The sequence below is a fragment of the Lysinibacillus sp. UGB7 genome (assembly GCF_049058285.1).
Classification (GTDB): Bacteria; Bacillota; Bacilli; order Bacillales_A; family Planococcaceae; genus Lysinibacillus; species Lysinibacillus sphaericus_B.
This window is the reverse complement of sequence record NZ_JBMGUV010000037.1, coordinates 1-16,651: the sequence shown is the minus strand read 5'-3', so window position 1 is coordinate 16,651 and position 16,651 is coordinate 1. Positions and strand designations below refer to the sequence as shown.

Below are 16,651 nucleotides of genomic sequence, written 5' to 3'. Positions count from 1 at the left end.
TTCTTTTACAAAAAAAGAAGGCTTTAACAGAATCGTAATTGTTTTTTCCTTCTCATCTTCGGACCAAAAAGGTCTTCTGGATTTAGCACCTGACACGAAGTTGGTTGCTGAAGCGTCGCAGGGCCAGTCCCTCAGCTTCTCTTGATAAGAATATAGTATGAATTTTTTAAATAATTAAAAGAATCATATCGGATACAATCGGTAGAGTCAAGACTATTTCACATAACAAAGGATTTTTCACACGAAATAAATGTTTTTTGAGTTTTTCTTAAAAATTACGATAATTTTTCAGCAAGCTCTTCACCAATTTTTTTACCATTTTGAATACAAGCACCGACCCCTACGCCGAAATAGGAACAACCTGCAATTGATAAATTAGGGTATCTTTCTGCAAGTTCTGTTGTTAATCCCTTTAATGCTTCCTGATGAGCTAAATCATATTTTGGCATTTGATCAATCCATTTCGCAACATTTACAACAGTTGGTTTTTCCTCAATGCCTAAACTTTTTCTAACGTCCTCTAGAGCGATAACAGTCAATTCCTCATCTGTCATTGCACGTAATTCCTCATACGCAGGGTTAATGCTCTTATAAAACAGTCGGACAAGTAATTTACTATCCGCTGATGTATGCTTCCATTTTTGGCTCGTCCACGTTGCCGCATTGCATTGTAAATTCGAATTATGTGACGCAATAAAGCCCGTTCCATCCACCGGGAGGACTGCATCTGGCACATCAAAGCCTAAATAAATTGTAATTGCAGATGCCGTATTAAATCGTTCAAAATAACTATTTAATGATGTGTCCTGCAATAAATATTGTACAGCCTCGTTAGGTACTGCTAATACGACATGATTTGCTTCAATTGTTACACCATTGGCCAAAGTAATTACATAGTGTTCGTCATGTTTCTTTATGTGCGTTGTCGCTATTCCTTTGACAATTTCTACATCCGTTAACGTTTCTTCAAGTCGGTCAATAAGCGACGATAAACCCTTTTTAAATGAAATAAATTTTTTATTTGCAGCTTTCACAAATTGCTCGCGGTTCGCATCAAAACCTTTGATGACACTACCATAGTCATTTTTATAATCGATTAAATATGGTAGCGTTGAGCCAATTGATAGCTGATTTAAGTCACCCGAATATACCCCAGCTAGTACTGGTGCTATTTGATTTTGTACGAGCTCTTCGCCTAAATAATATGTTAAAAACTCACCAATAGAGCTTTCCTTAGTAAATCCTACATTTGGCATTGTTAAATCTTTTAATGCCTCTTGCTTTCCTGCTTGTGATACAAGTGTACTGGCTTCAAGAGATGCTAAACTCATTGGAATACCAAATGTTGAATCTGCTGGGATTGCATATAACTCATTATTTGTGTAGATATACGATATGCCTGTTTCGTTGTAGACAAGATCTTCTTCAAACCCAAGCTCTTGCACTAGTTCCATGACCCCTTTATGACGAGCCACAATGGAATCTGCACCTGTTTCCATTATGAAGCCCTGTTCATATGCAGAATGTAGCTTGCCACCTAAGTAGGCATTTTTTTCAATGAGTACTAGTTTTACATCCAAGCCTTTTTCCTTCACCTGGCGTTGTAAATAATGCATCGTACATAATCCTGTAATTCCGCCACCTAATACAACTACTGTTTTCATCTTTACCGCCCCTATTATTTTCTTTATTTCCCTCCCTTCAGTATAAACTCTTTTTCATGAGAATTACGTTAAACCCTTTACAAATTTAGCAAAAATGGAGCTATCCAACGTGTTGGATAGCTCCATTTCCTGTGACAAGCACAGTAGGTTTCTAGTTTAAGTTAAATTTTGTGCAAAGTTCGCTAATTTGTCAGCTGAATGGGTTACTTCGTTAAAAGAAATACCAAGCTCACTTAAAACCTCTGCAACAGCCTGTACTTCCTTTTCCATACGGTCATTTTGACACTTGGCTTGTGTCATAGCATCCAATATTTTATTGAATTGACCTTCCGTCTGTACCATATTTTCCTCACCAGACGCTACTTCTTCCTGAATATTACTAAGTGAATGAACAAGTTTATCTGTACGTTCATTCGTCTTTTGCAATAACTTTGCAACAGCTGTGACCGATTCTTTCGTTTGATCTGATAATTTCCGAACTTCATCTGCCACCACACTAAAGCCTTTGCCGGCATCTCCAGCACGGGCGGCTTCAATCGCAGCATTTAATGCTAGTAGATTTGTCTGATTCGCAATATTCGTTACAACACTCATTATTAATTCCATTTCCTTTGACATATCTGACAATTGCTCAACGTTATCGGTAATGTCATCGAGTGAGTGAATAATATTATTCATGTTCGTGGATTGATTTTGCAATCGTTCTCGACCTTCTAGCGCTTGGCTTTCCGCTAAAGTAGACACTTGAAGTGATTTTTTTGCTAATTGCTTCATTTCACCTGATTGCCTATTTAAAAGACAGAAGGAGGCATTTGTCTCTTGAGAGATTGTAGCGAGTCCCTCTGAAGATTCAACGATTTTTTTCTCCACCTCTTCTTTTCCACGCTCTACATTTTCCTTGAGTTGCATGACGGTGTTTTCAAATGATTCTAATACAAGTTGTTGTTCAAAATTTGAAATCTTAGAAATAGCACGAATCGTGTTAAATTGGTCCATCGGATGCTCTACATGTTTTTCTACTAAGTCTGTAAATGATATAGATAAATCTTGGAACGCACAAATATACCATTGTGTTCTAAGTCCAATATGTACATGTACTTTTGCAATATTAATTCGTCTTTTATAAAATTCTTCATCTATACTTCCATTAAACATTTCAATAATATGACGACGGAGTGTGACTTTCAGCTTTTCCACAGAACTATGTCTATTAATGATGTCTACTAAACTACGCTCAGTGACAATCATGTCATAAAATCGGTCAACAATGTGATTAATATTGTCCTCAACAAATGGTTTGAAAGCTTTTAAATATTGTAAATCCTGCTTCGTTAAATTAAGCATTTCAATCTGCTTTACCATCGGCAGGCGGTTAGAAACATCCATCTTAACTGTGTACTGTTGCAAATCTAATGCCGTTGCCTTTTTCTGTTTTTGAAAAATCACACATTTTCCCTCTTTCATTAACGATTACTTTTAAAAAGCTGAGCCTCGTACTTTATCCGTCCGTTTATCAATATATATTTAAAAAAACTCTAAAAGATTCCGTTTCCTTAGATAATATTACAATAAAATAACATAATATAATTTCACAAAAATAATCAAAAAATCACTAATTGTTAAATTCAAATACTTCATATACATTATACAGTTTATCCCTGATTGTCAATTTTTTATTATCTATTTTTTACCAATTATTATTGTGATATAGAAACACCTATATAATATATTTACCAAAATTATCAACAAACATCAAAAAAGCTACTCCAGGTTTTTGGAGCAGCCTTAATCATTAAACTCTGTTTTTCCACGCTTTATGGCTTTATCTATTTCTCTCATTACCTTTGACATAATTATTGGCGATCACTTTACCTAACATATAAAATGATAACCACACCCTATGTGTACTATCCTATAAAAAGATTAAACAATAGTCATTTATACTTAAAAATATCCAATATTAAAAACGATTCTAAATACTCATAATTTTTTTACATAAAATTTACAATTCCTCTAATTCTTCAAGCAATAAAGTGGCTTCTTCGATACCTGCTTCCGCAGCAAGACCATACCATTTTTTAGCTTCTTTCATATTTCTCGGCATGCCCTCTCCTTTGTTATAGATATGTCCAAGCTGCAATTTTGCTTCTGGATCTCCTTGTAATGCCGCTTGTTTAAACCAATGAATACCTTTTTCAATATTACGAATACCTGTTAAGCCTTTACTCCAAATAAAACCTAAGTCATAAAAGGCATCAACATGATATTGTCCCGCAGCCTTTTCATACCAATACAAACCACGATTCACATCTCGTGTTTGCCCTAACTGACCCTCTAAATAAATTCCACCCAGTCTATATTGTGCCTCTACATAACCTGATTCGGATGATTTCTTATAGGCAAGAAATGCTTGTTCTTCATCAATTGTCACACCTAAACCTTGCTCGTATATAATACCTAATGTAAACATAGACTCTGCTACACCTTGTGTTGCGGCAAAGTCAAACCATCGCTTCGCAAGCACCATATTTTCTGGTACACTCTCACCATTAAAATACATATCAGCTAAGTTATTCGCTGCATCTGCATGCCCTTGCATTGCTGCCGCCTCATATAATTTGAACGCACGATCATAACTCTCTGTCACACCGATACCCTCAAAATAATAGTTTCCAAGTGCATATTGGGCCTCAGCATTGCCCTGCAACGCTGCCAATTCAAACCACTTTATCGATTTTTCGGGCTGAAAGGATTCGCTATCATCTGCACTATAATATTCTCCAAGCTCAAATTGCGCTTCGGCATCTTTTTCTTCAATCGCTTCTTTATATAAGTCAATTATTTCTTCATAATCTAATTCTTCTTCAACTACTTTAACTTCTTCATCTTGATGGATAAAATACCATTCCACTACATCCAGTACATCGTCAACAACTTCATTTGTATAGGCTAATTTCTCTAGTGAAGTAATTTGCCAAATTAAAATATAAATTGGGAGAGGGATTGCTTCCCGTAATAAATCATCATATTCAGCTAAAAGAGTTAAAACATTTTCCTTTATCGTTTGTGTTTGCTCTGGGTGTACAATTTGTAGATGCCGTTGCTGATTTTTCCTTAAAAGCCCCTGAACAACTTGATGGAGCATTTTTTGCAAGGTCGTTAGTTGCACTTCCTCAAAAGTCAGTAATGCGATATTTTGTGCAAACCATGTATTATGTGTATGTGTTAGCTGTTGTAAGGATCCAATTCGTTCCTTATTTTGCTTTGCTAAAAATTGTCCATACATTGAATTCCCTCCCTTGCGCGCTATGTAAAAAAACTGCCTTATCATCATTATATGGAAGGCAGTTCAAGAATGGTTACACATATGCTCTCAGTATTAATCCTACAAATAATGTAATGAATAAAAAGACCGTCACGTGAACCCATTTATACATTTCTAATAAACCAATAAATTCGCGAGTAAAAGCATTAGGTATATAATAAAAAGCTGTTTTTGAACCAACACCTTCTGCATCAAGCTTCGCCCTTTTTGCATAAATACTTGCTCGGAATACATGAAAATTATTTGTGACAAACAAAGAACGATATTTTCGCCCCTGTGCATGTGCATCCATTATTGCTTTTGAGAAGGCCATGTTCTGTTCAGTATTCGTCGATTTATCTTCCATTAGTACTTTTTGAGCTGGTAATTGGTGCACATCAACTATATATTTTTTCATAGCAAATGCCTCGGATACTTTTTCGTCATTACCTTGCCCACCTGAGACGATAATATCAGGTCGTTCACCGTATTTTTTATATTGCTTCACCGCTTCATCTAAGCGACTAGCTAAAAGAGGTGGCACTTTATCGCCAATTAGCCCTGAGCCCAGTGCAATAATATAGTCAGGTTCATAGGATATAGGTGTGAAATGGTAAACGGTTGCGTAGGCCAGCACGCTCGTATATAAAAACATGGTATAGCCAAAAATTAAAAATGCATAAAAGAAAAGGATATGCCAAATAGCATTTTCGATATTCGTAAAAATGATAAATACATACCAAATCATCATAAGAAAAAAGCTTAAACCAAAAATAGCTAATAATAAATTACGAAATTTACGTCCTTCCTTTTCAAGTAAAACTTTACTATTAAAAAACATGGCAATCGACAATATAAACATTATACTAGGAAAACTTCCCAGTAGAATTATTATCCCCATCTCAGACACTATTCCTTGCTCATTGGGAATCAATAAAGGGTAGTATATGATTATTTCTCTTAACAAATAAAGCCCTAATAAGCCAAGTACAACTGCATTGAGAAATCGCCTTTTGTCAGTCAAATACAATGTTAAAAACAGTGCTATAAATACTAGTAATGATTGAATCATTATGTTCACCCCATTCAGTAGTGTTATCGTATTATCCTTCTTTTATCATGACACGACTTGTTCATATATTGCATTATTCCTAAATTAATTGAAGCGATTATTTTATTTTTCGCGTTAATTCATGTAAAATTATTAGTAATACTAGTTTATGACAAAATAAAAGATTATGTTGGAGGAATGTAAGTAATGAAAAAAATTCTTGCTGCTATTTTTGCAGCGACACTCATGTTTGCGTCTGTTGGTGCGACACTTTTAGTTTCAGACACACCAACTGCAGAAGCAAAATCGTACAAATCAGGTAAAAAGGGCTTCTCAAACAATAACAACAGCTCAAATATTCAAAAATCTCAGGATACATCAAAAGACAAAAATAATGCAACAACAAATAAAAATACGACTTCTACTAATAAAAAAGATTCAACAACTGCTAAAAAGGGCGGCTTCTTCTCCGGTGGTCTCATGAAGGGTTTAATGCTAGGTGGTTTAGCTGGCTTGCTATTTGGTAGTCTATTTGGCGGCATGGGTATACTTGGTAATATTCTAGGTTTATTAATTAACTTTGCAGCGATCGCAGTTATCGTGATGCTAGTTATAAAAATCTTCAATATATTCAAAGATAAAAAACGAAAAGAACAGGAAGCTACTCAATGGCACAAATAATTAATGAGCAAGATATCATTAATGCCATCTGCTTATCACAAGCATATCACAAAAAAATGCAACCAGATGAAATAATGGTTGAGCTTATGTATGATGATGAAACAGGCTTTGGTGCCGAAGTTGATAGCGCCGGGCAAACAGAAATCTTAAATACGGCTGCAATGATTGGTGCATTACGTGTATGGATTAAAGATGTGCTACATGGCGATCCATTCTCAACGGGGATCGAGCTTGTGTTAGACGATGAAGAAGGTATTATCGCCAAACTATCATAGTTACATCAATTAATAGCGGTTCAATAAATCTGTAAAATAGATTTATTGAACCGCTTTTTCATTTGCATTTAAATTTCTATTTTAACAGCTCACTAAAATTTACGAATATTTTAGCTGCATGACTGCGTTTGGTTGCTGTACTTGGTGAAAACTTACCATCACTTCCTGTAACAATACCAACATTATAGAGCATAGCTATTGCACGTTTTGTTTCATCATTATATGGGGCGATATCTGTAAAAGGTAATTCCCCCTTTGCAACATAAGTTTGCTGTAACTTTTGTTCATAGGCACGGTTAATCATTAACGCTAATTGTGCACGAGTAACAGGTTGACCCGGGTTAAACTTGCCCTTGTTCCCCTTTATCAAGCCATGTGTATACGCCGCTGCAATTTCTGTTTGAGTCTCAGCATCATAGCTCGAAATATCTGTAAAAGGTGCTTTTTCTGATGTTGTTAAGCCTAGGCTTCGAACAAGCATTGCCGCAGCCTGTACGCGTGTTACATTGTGCTCTGGTTTAAACGTACCATCAGAATAGCCCTTCATAATACCCGCCTGCGCTGCTTTTTGAATAAAATCTTTTGCCCAATGATTTTCTGTATCTGTAAAGTTTAATGTACCATCCGTTGTAACTGTTACGGCTGGACTTTGTATACTTTCATTACCTGCCGCATCAACTGCTTTTACAGCAACAGTCAAAGCAGTATTCTCTGCTAAATTTTCAAGCGTAATAGCTGTTTTATCAGCACTTTGTGTAGAAGACAGTTTTCCATTCACATAGATATTGTAATTTGTCACCCCTACATTATCAGTTGCTTCCTGCCAAGTCACCTGTACAGCTGTACTATTTTTAACGTTTACTTGTATTGCACTAGATGCATCCCACATTTTATTTGCTTTAATGATTGGTAGAAATGCTTCGTTTGCTACTGCTAAATAACCCGCTTCACTTAAATGAATATTTTCTGGGTTTGGTAAATAGTTCGCTACATCTTTTGCTACAACTTCAAAAGTAGGAACGAAAACTGCCCCCACTTTCTGTACAGTTGTTTTAATTGAAGTATTCATGACTGCTAGTAACATTTTAAATTGTGTCTGTAAATCCTCATTCAAGTAGGGGAAAGAATTATAGTAACCCATGACATAAACTTGCGCTTGTGGATTGAGGCGATAAATCTCTTCTAAAATAGCTGCAATATTCTGCATTGCTTCTTGGGATGCTTTTAATATTTGTGCTGCGTTCACGCCTGTTGCAAGTGAATCTTGTAAAATTGGCAATAAATCATTAGCACCAGCTGTTAGGGTTATTAGTTCAGCTTCTTGAATTGATGCTCGAAGTTTTGCCTGCTCGCTCGCGTAGCCAAAGCCGGTCACTGGTTTTTCTACATCACCTTGTAAATCCGCCAAGACGTTTTTTGTTGTATAGCCTGAATAAGCAAATCCCTTATTATAAGAAGTGATAAACCCCTCTTGTTGCAACACTTGCGCTACAAAATCTGTATACCCTAACCCGATGGCACCGACTTCATTCATACCATGTGCCAAGGAATCTCCTAGGGCAACGTAATCTGCCTGTTCAATCCAGCTCGGTGCTATTGTATCGCTCGTTTCCTGTGCACTCGCAACTACTGGAATTGTTAATTGTAATGCTAGTACACTAGCAGCTAAAAAACGGAACTTCTTTGAAAATTGCATGTTCCTACTCCTCCTAACAATCTAATAGTAACTAGTTTACTAGATAAAGGATAAAAATAGGTTAAATAATTGCAAGATTTTTCAACGCATTTTTATTTTCAATTATGTGCCGAGCTATTTGTTTCTCTTCTCGACCTGAACCTTTCCATAAATACCACCGCCACCAACTGCAATACTTAATTGGCCTATTCGGGCAAAATCAATCATTGTAGCAATTTTATGTGGCACGATTTGTTCAAGCTGTTCTATTGTCACACGATGCAAGATAGCCATCTCTGTTCCAAAAGCCTCGATTAACCGTTCCATCATTTTCGGTCCTAAACCTGGAATAAATTCAAGAGGTATTTGATGTATATAAGGTGGTCTCTCGCGCACATTTACAATCGGCTCTGATAGTTCCTTAATACGTGTTGCAACACCTTTTATAATTTGCATACTCCCGCAAACTGTACAGCTCGTTGCCTCAGCTTTTAACTGTTCCCCACATTTTGTACACACCGTTTGATGGTATTTACCAAGCAAGGGATTCAATCCGTAATTGGCTACAATCGCTCGACCTTCCCATTCATGAAGCGCGTTTTTCAATTCTGTAAAGTTAGCCTGCTTTAATCGTAGCTTTTGATATTCACGTGCTATTTTCCCTAATGAATGCGCATCGGAATTTGTCACGAAAGGATATTGTTGAAGTTCCCTTATGGCACTCACCATATTTGTATCTGAGCTTAAGCCAAGTTCGATTGCATCAATTAACTGTGGATCAAATACTTCCGTTAAACTGCGATGTACGCCTTTACCAAACAAGCTTTTAAAAGGTGTAAATACATGCGCAGGAATAAAAAGTCCCCCTATATCACACACTTTTTCTTGTAGTGTTCGACCGTCACAATAAATACGTTGCGAACTCAAATGGATATTTTTCATATGTTTCAGCATCCAATCCGAAAACTCCTTCATTACCGTAAGCGTTGGAAAATAGGCCAGCACATGAATAGGACCTTGACAGCTACTATCGAATATTTCAATTTCCGAGCCTGGGATAAGTGTTGTTTCTTGAAAGCGAAGCCCCCCTTCAGCTAATTCTTCCAGCTCACCCTGTTCAATCATTTTGGTCATTTCCTCTATTACTTCGGGTGAATGACAATCAATGATTCCAATTATATCTAGCCCTTTTCTAGCACTAGCTGTCTCTAAAATTCGGGCTAATGTTAAAGTCTTACTACCCGTAATTTTCACAACACGCCCACTTACCGTACGACCAATATGAATATGTAAATCTGCATAGTACTCTTTAAACAATGAAAATCTCTCCTTCAATCCATTACTTTCTAATAAAAAATGAAAAAACCTTACATAGCTGCAAGGCATTTTTCACTTATGATGGATGATTATTATGAGTGCTATTATTGGTCTGATAAGCACCCGAACCTTGCGAGGACATTGTCGCACAATCATACGCCACTAATGTAACACCTATTTTCTTTTCTAGCTCATTTATTTTATCGAGCTGTTGCTTATCTAATTGAGCAATCTTAACGTCTTCCATTTTTCATCACTTCTCCTTTCAAAAGTAAAGTTCCCGGAAAAGCTCCTATATATACAAAAAATAAATGACTGATTATCAGTCATTTTCTTTGACTTCATGTCATCTATTCTGTAACATACTAAATAAGCATTCCAAAAGCGAGGGATTTCAGATGTCAAAAGAAGAAAAAATTATTCAAGCTGCTATTGAAGTATTTCGAGAAAAAGGGATAGAAAAAGCGAAAGTATCCGATATCGTAAAAGCTGCTGGGATTGCACAAGGCACATTTTATCTTTACTTTCCATCACGATTGTCTGTCATGCCTGCGATTGCTAAAGTCATGGTCGAAAAAATTATTACAGCAATTGAACAAGGTGTCCATGGGCAGGAATCATTTGAACAGCAACTTGAACAAGTGATTGATATTGTCTTTTCTTTAACCGAAGAATATCGAGATGTTTTTGCTCTTATTTATGCTGGTATCACACAAACGGAGCATATGAAAGAATGGGAAAATATCTATGCACCCTACTATGAATGGATGAACGATTTCTTATCGGTTGCACAAAAACAGGGAATTATACGCGATTCTCTAAATACAACACGCTCCACGAAACTTATTATTGGTTTAGTAGAATCTGCAGCCGAACAGATTTATTTGTATGATGATAGTGAGGACGAAACAATTAGACTTCAAAAGCTAGAGCTTCTAGATTTTTTACATCATGCACTCGGTCTACGTCACAACTAGTGACGTTCTCTTTTATATTAAATTGACTGATTGTCAGTCATATAAATTGTTAATAGAAAGGATTTTATCTATGCAAAAAGATTGGATTTATGTTGGTTTAACGAGTTTATTTGAATTGTTTTGGATATTTGGCTTTAATGTAGCAAGCGCTTGGTGGCATTGGGTTATTATTGTAGTCCTGATTGCCGTTGATTTTCATTTTCTATCGAAGGCTTGTGAAAACCTACCTACTGGAACTGTTTATGCGGTTTTTGCTGGTGCAGGAACAATTGGTACGGCCCTGATGGATATTTTTATTTTTGACGGTGAATTTAGCTCTATTAAAGGCATCTTTATGTTTATTTTAGTTCTTGGTGTTATAGGGCTTAAGCTGGCAGATAACTCTCCAAAAGATAAAGATACAGAGAAAGGGGCAAATGTATAATGGGTTGGTTACTCGTACTACTAGCATCTATTGCAGAAATTATCGGTGTAATTGGTTTACGTTTTTATAGTCAGAAAAAAACTGTACGTAATTTATTATTATATATTGGCGGCTTCGGTCTGTCATTCGCCCTTTTATATGCATCCTTTAACTATTTACAGTTAAGTATTGCCTATGTTGTGTGGATTGGCATTGGTACGGTTGGTGCAGTAGTCGTTAATATTATTTTCTTCGGAGAATCTAAAAACTTCACCCGAATCATTAGCATCATTGCCATTATCATTGGTGTAGCTGGTTTAAAAGCGGTGGCATAAAGCAAATAATGACTTTGATTTTTCATATATCAATTGAGTCAGGCTTTAGCTTTAGTTCAACATATTGTCAGTCAAAACCGCCGTATAAACGGACCAAGGATGCGGTTGCTAAAGAAGCTGGTGGCGTGTGCTTATTTGATTCTAAAGGGCACGTTGAACAAACTTCGGTGTCACTAATATTTGTGGCAAAATTTTTGAAGCTGATGAAGTATTATCTACAAATAACCGCGCCTCATTTAAAATAATAAGTAAAAATGGACGTTTCTCAAATAAACTGGGAAATGTCCATTTTTCATCTTTTGACTTAATACATCCAGCTTTCTATTGTGTGTTCCTATGTACATGCCAATATAATTTCACATTTATATAATTGAACTTTCTTTCAAAGCTTTTTTTGTGAATTGTTCAGACACATATGTTAAGTACGGTTTTCCTGTCAACGGGTGTACTTGAATATCTGCATATACACCAAATACCTCTCTTAGTAAAGTTGGTGTGAGCACTTCTGCTGGCGTTCCATAGTGTACGATTCTTCCCTGCTGTAACACATAAATAGTATCGCAATACATAGCAGCGATATTCAAATCGTGTAGCGCTGCCACTACAGTCAAATGTAGTGTTTGAATTAAATCCATCAGTTGTAATTGGTGCTGAATATCTAAATGATTCGTTGGTTCATCTAGAATAATCACCTGTGCTTGTTGAGCGAGAGCACGAGCAACCATCACTCGTTTCTTTTCTCCTCCTGAAAGAGAGCTAAAGCTACGGGTTTCTAAATGGGCAATACCCGTTTGCGATAATGCTTCTTTGACAATTTGAAAGTCATCTTCATGGTCAAGTTCAAACAATTTTTTATGAGGAGTTCTTCCCATGCTAACCAGATCTCGTACTTGAAAATCGAATAATACAGGAGTTTCCTGACTAACAACAGCTAGATTTTTTGCAATAGTTTTACTCGTTTGCTTCAAAATGTCTTTCTCGTTCAGTAAAACCGTTCCACTTTCTGGCTTTAATAGACGATACATATTTTTTAAAAGTGTTGATTTTCCACTGCCATTGGGACCAATTAAGCCGACAAATTGCTTTTCTTTTATTTGAATGCTCACCTCATGTAAAATACGCTGATCATGAATGGAGAATGATACTTGTTTCGCTTCTAATGTCATATGTTTTAGTCTCCTTCACCGAAAGAATAATTGTTACGACGCAGTAACCAAATGAAAAATGGCCCTCCACAAAATGCAGTAATAATACCAATTGGCATTTCCTCTGGCGCAATTAGTATTCGTGCAAGCGCATCTGCCCAAACTAAGAAAATCGCTCCTAATAAAGCACTAATGGGGATAACATATTTATAATTTGAACCTATAATTAACCGGACAATATGTGGAATAATCAAGCCAACAAACCCAATCGAGCCACTTACAGCAACAAGTACGCCTGTAAGTAGAGATACAAGAACAACAAGTTGTATTCGGAATTGTTGTAGATTAACACCTAATGTTACTGCTGCCTCTTCTCCAAGTAGAAGCAAATTCAAATTCCGATAATGGAGCCAAAGCAAGGCAAAGACAACGACAAAAATAATTGTTGGGATGAGTAGATTATTCCATTTAGCACCTGCTAGACTCCCTAGCATCCAGTACATTACTGCTTTCATGCCACCCTCTTGCTTCGACATCATTAATATAAAATTCGAAGTGGCTGATAAAATAAATGATACGGCCATTCCTGCTAGTAACAAGCGAAAGATAGAAATTCGCCCACCTACACGTGATAAGAAAAACACTAATACAATCGCTAGTAAAGAGCCTAAAAACGCAGCGATAGAAAGTGCGTATATGCCTAAAAATGAAAAGGCGCCTAAAATTATGACCGCCGTAGCCCCAACTGTTGCACCAGATGAAACCCCTAAAATATACGGATCCGCAATTGAATTACGAACGAGTGCTTGGATGGCAGCACCAGCAATAGCTAATCCTCCCCCAACGATTGCGGCAAGTAAAACACGTGGCACACGAATTTGCCAAATAATAATTTCTTGTGAGCGACTCCAATCTTGCTCTATCCAATTTTGGACAAGTGGAATTTTTGAAAGGATAACTTTCCAAACATACAACGGTGTTATAGAAACGGAACCAATCATGATGGCGAAAGTAATTGAAATGAATAGCAATAGGAGAAGCAGGATAGAAAGTAAGATAAATTTATTCTTTGGGAACAGGTACTGTTTCTTCATCTGTTTATTAACTCCTAGTCAAAAATGATAGATGTGAAGCAATAAAAAAAGGTATTCTACGCAAAAAATTTGCATAGAAATACCCTCGAATAAACAAAAGTAAGAAATGTATCCTTCAATTGTCCGTAATTGCTTGCATCCTCGTGGGCATTACAGGTAACAACTAATTGGCAGGTCTCCTGGCTTCGATTCATCATTGCTATGACAGCCTTCCCATTTAAAAAACAGTGGCTTATATATCATAGAATTCCTCGTTACAGTTGCGGGACAGCACCGGATTTACACCGATTTCCCTTTTAAGTGACGCTTTAAAAGGCATCACACCAATAGTATCTGAAATATTAAAATTATGACGATTCTAACATACATAATTATAGTAGTCTATACATATTTTATCTTTTTACCATATCTAAACCATGTATCTCCTCGCTAAACAGGGAATTTTACGTTAACTTAATTTATTTATAAAGTTGACACAAAGTTTTTATTTTCTTAAAATATCACTAACAACTTTACTAAAAAGAGGAGATATTATGACAACAGTAGCTGAACATGGACATCATAAATTAAGAACAGTCGACCTGGCCTACATTGGCTTATTTTCTACATTGATGATGATTGGTGCAAATATTACTTCCTTTGCACCTTTCATGGTAGTTGGAAGCGTGCCTATCACATTACAGACGTTTTTTGCTATTTTAGCAGGACTTATTCTTGGTAGTAGAAAAGGAGCGCTCGCCTGTACCGTCTATATGTGTATCGGTTTAGCAGGGGCACCTGTATTTGCTCGTTTCGGAGGGGGTTTTGGACAAATTTTAAGCCCGACATTCGGCTTTATCGTAACTTTTATTTTAGCAGCCTTTATCGCAGGGCTTATAATAGAAAAAAGTGCTACGAAAAAAAGCTATGTCATAGCCGCACTAAGTGCAATGACCATTAATTATTTACTTGGTACAAACTGGATGTATTTTGCTTATAAACTATGGGCTAGTGCACCTGAAGGATTCACCTATAAAATGGCATGGCTTTGGATGATGCCACCATTGCCAAAGGATATTATCTTAGCCGTATTCGCTGGTATTTTCGCATATCGTGTGGAAAAAGTGCTGAAAATTATTGCGGTGAAATAATACGAAACCTATTTTGATAAAAACTCCACTCAATAACTTTAGAGAGTGGAGTTTCAGACTATAGACATACTCAAAGTTGAGTTTTTACAGTAAGTCTTATTTTTTAAAAAATAGAAGTTTCTATAAGAACCCGTTGATTTTCGCTACGGCGGACGCTTTTCGCGGGCATGGCTTCAGTCCATCATTTATTTCAACAAAGTGACAAGTAACAAATCTATGCACGATGTAAAGAGACGATTGAACGCGTATGTGCGGATGCGAAGAAAAGTATGGTATGCGTTGGACAACCTTTCGAAGGATTAAAAAATTGTCCATGCAGGCGGTACTTACTTTTACTGCTATGGATTTGAAGAAGCTAGTTTATGGTCATAGCAAAGTTCTAAAGTGGCAGAAGTTGGTTAAACGTAGCGTAATACTGTCGTTAATAGTGGCTATTTGTAACTACTATTTCTGATAAAGCTTCAAAAGGTATTCGGAATGTGATCATTCCGAATACCTTTTGTCGTCAATCTGAAACTCCACTCTAGAGTGGAACTTTACTATTTATAAAATAGATATGATATGCAGTCTTCATCCATAATTTCTGCACATTTATTTGCTACATTTACGGCAAATGAAGAAGGAGGAATTGGCTTTGAAACTACAAAAAAAATGGCGTGTAGGCTTACTGACGGTAGTTGCCGTTCTGGTATTATCCGCGTGCTCAGAAAATACAGCCGATACAAAAAAAGAAAGCAAGGCTGAACAACAAAGTGAAATGGACCATTCTTCGATGAATCATTCCAGTTCAGGTGAAATACCAGCAACTCTGAAAAACGCAGAAAACCCAATATATCCTGTTGGTAGTACTGCTATTATTGCAGATGGCCATATGGAAGGTATGAAAGGTGCTGAAGCAACTGTTGTTGGAGCTTATGATACAACTGCTTACATTATCTCGTATGAACCAACTACAGGTGGCAAACGTGTGGAGAATCATAAATGGGTCATTCATGAGGAATTATTAAATCCAGATAGCGCACCTTTAACACCTGGAACAGAAGTAAAAACGGCTGCTTCACATATGGAAGGAATGGAAAATGCGATGGTGCGTATTGATGAGGCACTACAAACCACTATTTATATGATTGATTATGTATCTACGACAAATGGAGATGTTATTAAAAATCACAAATGGGTTACTGAAGATGAACTAACAAAAAATGAATAGATGAAGGGGCTGTCTAAAAAGTCCTTCAAACAATACAATCCGCTTTCCTATATGGTAAAAATCCGCTTCGCTTTCCGCGGGCAAGGCATGAGCCGCATCGGTCGCTAACGCTCCCTGCTGGGTCTCATGCTCTTGTTTTTCCTGCTCCTGTCGCTACGTTTCACTCATTCTTTCGTCGCATATATGACTGCTCCTGTCGCTACGTTTCACTCACGCTTTCGTCACAAATATGACTGCTCCTATCGCTACGTTTCACTCACGCTTTCGTCGCATATATGACTGCTCCTGTCGCTACGTTTCACTCACGCTTTCGTCGCATATATGACTGCTCCTGTCGCTACGTTTCACTCACGCTTTCGTCACAAATATGACTGCTCCTGTCGCTACGTT

General features: G+C 36.8%; 16 protein-coding genes, 1 pseudogene and 2 riboswitches. Of the genes and pseudogenes, 8 read left to right on the top strand and 9 right to left on the bottom strand.

Annotation, left to right across the window (positions count from 1 at the left end):
• Positions 1-49: 49 nt before the first annotated feature.
• Positions 50-151, bottom strand: a riboswitch (SAM riboswitch).
• Positions 152-275: 124 nt separating this feature from the next.
• The 4 genes from hemG to ACOMCU_RS23465 form a co-directional block, all read right to left on the bottom strand.
• The gene (hemG, locus tag ACOMCU_RS23480) at positions 276-1,664 is read right to left on the bottom strand and encodes a protoporphyrinogen oxidase (RefSeq protein WP_010857103.1); all 1,389 of its coding nucleotides are present in this window, start codon (positions 1,662-1,664) and stop codon (positions 276-278) included.
• Positions 1,665-1,820: 156 nt separating this feature from the next.
• Positions 1,821-3,110, bottom strand: coding sequence for a globin-coupled sensor protein (locus ACOMCU_RS23475; RefSeq protein ID WP_010857102.1), 1,290 nt, complete (start codon positions 3,108-3,110; stop codon positions 1,821-1,823).
• 556 nt (positions 3,111-3,666) lie between these two features.
• A complete protein-coding gene (locus ACOMCU_RS23470; RefSeq protein WP_010857101.1) occupies positions 3,667-4,950 on the bottom strand; it encodes an SEL1-like repeat protein in 1,284 nt (427 codons plus the stop codon).
• 73 nt (positions 4,951-5,023) lie between these two features.
• Positions 5,024-6,040, bottom strand: coding sequence for a YdcF family protein (locus tag ACOMCU_RS23465; RefSeq protein ID WP_036129664.1), 1,017 nt, complete (start codon positions 6,038-6,040; stop codon positions 5,024-5,026).
• A 186-nt stretch (positions 6,041-6,226) separates the two neighbouring features.
• Between ACOMCU_RS23465 and ACOMCU_RS23460 the strand changes: the two genes are divergently transcribed.
• The gene (locus tag ACOMCU_RS23460; protein WP_010857099.1) at positions 6,227-6,700 is read left to right on the top strand and encodes a hypothetical protein; all 474 of its coding nucleotides are present in this window, start codon (positions 6,227-6,229) and stop codon (positions 6,698-6,700) included.
• Complete coding sequence (locus ACOMCU_RS23455) at positions 6,688-6,975, top strand: DUF2653 family protein (RefSeq protein WP_010857098.1); 288 nt, start codon at positions 6,688-6,690, stop codon at positions 6,973-6,975. Before ACOMCU_RS23460 ends, ACOMCU_RS23455 begins: the two co-directional genes overlap by 13 nt.
• A 76-nt stretch (positions 6,976-7,051) precedes the next feature.
• On the opposite strand, the gene ACOMCU_RS23450 is transcribed toward ACOMCU_RS23455, so the two are convergent.
• The 3 genes from ACOMCU_RS23450 to ACOMCU_RS23440 all read right to left on the bottom strand — a co-directional run bounded on the left by ACOMCU_RS23450 (position 7,052) and on the right by ACOMCU_RS23440 (position 10,214).
• Entirely contained in the window at positions 7,052-8,671 is a 1,620-nt protein-coding gene (locus ACOMCU_RS23450) for an S-layer homology domain-containing protein (RefSeq protein ID WP_421051586.1), read from the bottom strand.
• 114 nt (positions 8,672-8,785) lie between these two features.
• Complete coding sequence (locus tag ACOMCU_RS23445; RefSeq protein ID WP_010857096.1) at positions 8,786-9,967, bottom strand: endonuclease Q family protein; 1,182 nt, start codon at positions 9,965-9,967, stop codon at positions 8,786-8,788.
• 76 nt (positions 9,968-10,043) lie between these two features.
• Positions 10,044-10,214 (bottom strand): hypothetical protein, encoded by a 171-nt coding sequence (locus ACOMCU_RS23440; RefSeq protein WP_010857095.1) that lies wholly within the window; start codon positions 10,212-10,214, stop codon positions 10,044-10,046.
• Between the two features lie 151 nt (positions 10,215-10,365).
• On the opposite strand from ACOMCU_RS23440, the gene ACOMCU_RS23435 reads away from it, so the two are divergent.
• From ACOMCU_RS23435 to ACOMCU_RS23425, 3 genes are all read left to right on the top strand, one after another.
• On the top strand, positions 10,366-10,944 hold the full coding sequence (locus tag ACOMCU_RS23435) for a TetR family transcriptional regulator (RefSeq protein ID WP_010857094.1): 579 nt from the start codon (positions 10,366-10,368) through the stop codon (positions 10,942-10,944).
• A gap of 70 nt (positions 10,945-11,014) precedes the next feature.
• Positions 11,015-11,368, top strand: coding sequence for a DMT family transporter (locus ACOMCU_RS23430; RefSeq protein ID WP_010857093.1), 354 nt, complete (start codon positions 11,015-11,017; stop codon positions 11,366-11,368).
• A complete protein-coding gene (locus ACOMCU_RS23425; RefSeq protein ID WP_010857092.1) occupies positions 11,368-11,682 on the top strand; it encodes a DMT family transporter in 315 nt (104 codons plus the stop codon). Before ACOMCU_RS23430 ends, ACOMCU_RS23425 begins: the two co-directional genes overlap by 1 nt.
• A gap of 362 nt (positions 11,683-12,044) precedes the next feature.
• On the opposite strand, the gene ACOMCU_RS23420 is transcribed toward ACOMCU_RS23425, so the two are convergent.
• Positions 12,045-12,848, bottom strand: coding sequence for an ABC transporter ATP-binding protein (locus ACOMCU_RS23420; protein WP_010857090.1), 804 nt, complete (start codon positions 12,846-12,848; stop codon positions 12,045-12,047).
• Positions 12,849-12,853: 5 nt separating this feature from the next.
• A complete protein-coding gene (locus ACOMCU_RS23415) occupies positions 12,854-13,921 on the bottom strand; it encodes a FecCD family ABC transporter permease (protein WP_010857089.1) in 1,068 nt (355 codons plus the stop codon).
• 151 nt (positions 13,922-14,072) lie between these two features.
• A riboswitch (cobalamin riboswitch) is annotated at positions 14,073-14,264 on the bottom strand.
• Positions 14,265-14,454: 190 nt separating this feature from the next.
• Here ACOMCU_RS23415 and ACOMCU_RS23410 point away from each other — a divergent pair.
• The 3 genes and pseudogenes from ACOMCU_RS23410 (at position 14,455) to ACOMCU_RS23400 (ending at position 16,261) form a co-directional block, all read left to right on the top strand.
• A complete protein-coding gene (locus ACOMCU_RS23410; RefSeq protein ID WP_421051584.1) occupies positions 14,455-15,051 on the top strand; it encodes a biotin transporter BioY in 597 nt (198 codons plus the stop codon).
• A 209-nt stretch (positions 15,052-15,260) separates the two neighbouring features.
• Positions 15,261-15,505 (top strand): annotated as a pseudogene (locus ACOMCU_RS23405) (transposase); the annotation flags it as partial.
• A gap of 180 nt (positions 15,506-15,685) precedes the next feature.
• On the top strand, positions 15,686-16,261 hold the full coding sequence (locus ACOMCU_RS23400) for a YdhK family protein (protein WP_010857086.1): 576 nt from the start codon (positions 15,686-15,688) through the stop codon (positions 16,259-16,261).
• Positions 16,262-16,651: the final 390 nt, after the last annotated feature.

What these genes read in the sequence shown, in the direction of transcription:
- hemG (WP_010857103.1), bottom strand. Translation starts at nt 1,664, where the DNA reads ATGAAAACAGTAGTTGTATTAGGTGGCGGAATTACAGGATTATGTACG.
- ACOMCU_RS23470 (WP_010857101.1), bottom strand. Translation starts at nt 4,950, where the DNA reads ATGTATGGACAATTTTTAGCAAAGCAAAATAAGGAACGAATTGGATCC.
- ACOMCU_RS23465 (WP_036129664.1), bottom strand. Translation starts at nt 6,040, where the DNA reads ATGATTCAATCATTACTAGTATTTATAGCACTGTTTTTAACATTGTAT.
- ACOMCU_RS23460 (WP_010857099.1), top strand. Translation starts at nt 6,227, where the DNA reads ATGAAAAAAATTCTTGCTGCTATTTTTGCAGCGACACTCATGTTTGCG.
- ACOMCU_RS23455 (WP_010857098.1), top strand. Translation starts at nt 6,688, where the DNA reads ATGGCACAAATAATTAATGAGCAAGATATCATTAATGCCATCTGCTTA.
- ACOMCU_RS23450 (WP_421051586.1), bottom strand. Translation starts at nt 8,671, where the DNA reads ATGCAATTTTCAAAGAAGTTCCGTTTTTTAGCTGCTAGTGTACTAGCA.
- ACOMCU_RS23440 (WP_010857095.1), bottom strand. Translation starts at nt 10,214, where the DNA reads ATGGAAGACGTTAAGATTGCTCAATTAGATAAGCAACAGCTCGATAAA.
- ACOMCU_RS23435 (WP_010857094.1), top strand. Translation starts at nt 10,366, where the DNA reads ATGTCAAAAGAAGAAAAAATTATTCAAGCTGCTATTGAAGTATTTCGA.
- ACOMCU_RS23430 (WP_010857093.1), top strand. Translation starts at nt 11,015, where the DNA reads ATGCAAAAAGATTGGATTTATGTTGGTTTAACGAGTTTATTTGAATTG.
- ACOMCU_RS23425 (WP_010857092.1), top strand. Translation starts at nt 11,368, where the DNA reads ATGGGTTGGTTACTCGTACTACTAGCATCTATTGCAGAAATTATCGGT.
- ACOMCU_RS23420 (WP_010857090.1), bottom strand. Translation starts at nt 12,848, where the DNA reads ATGACATTAGAAGCGAAACAAGTATCATTCTCCATTCATGATCAGCGT.
- ACOMCU_RS23415 (WP_010857089.1), bottom strand. Translation starts at nt 13,921, where the DNA reads ATGAAGAAACAGTACCTGTTCCCAAAGAATAAATTTATCTTACTTTCT.
- ACOMCU_RS23410 (WP_421051584.1), top strand. Translation starts at nt 14,455, where the DNA reads ATGACAACAGTAGCTGAACATGGACATCATAAATTAAGAACAGTCGAC.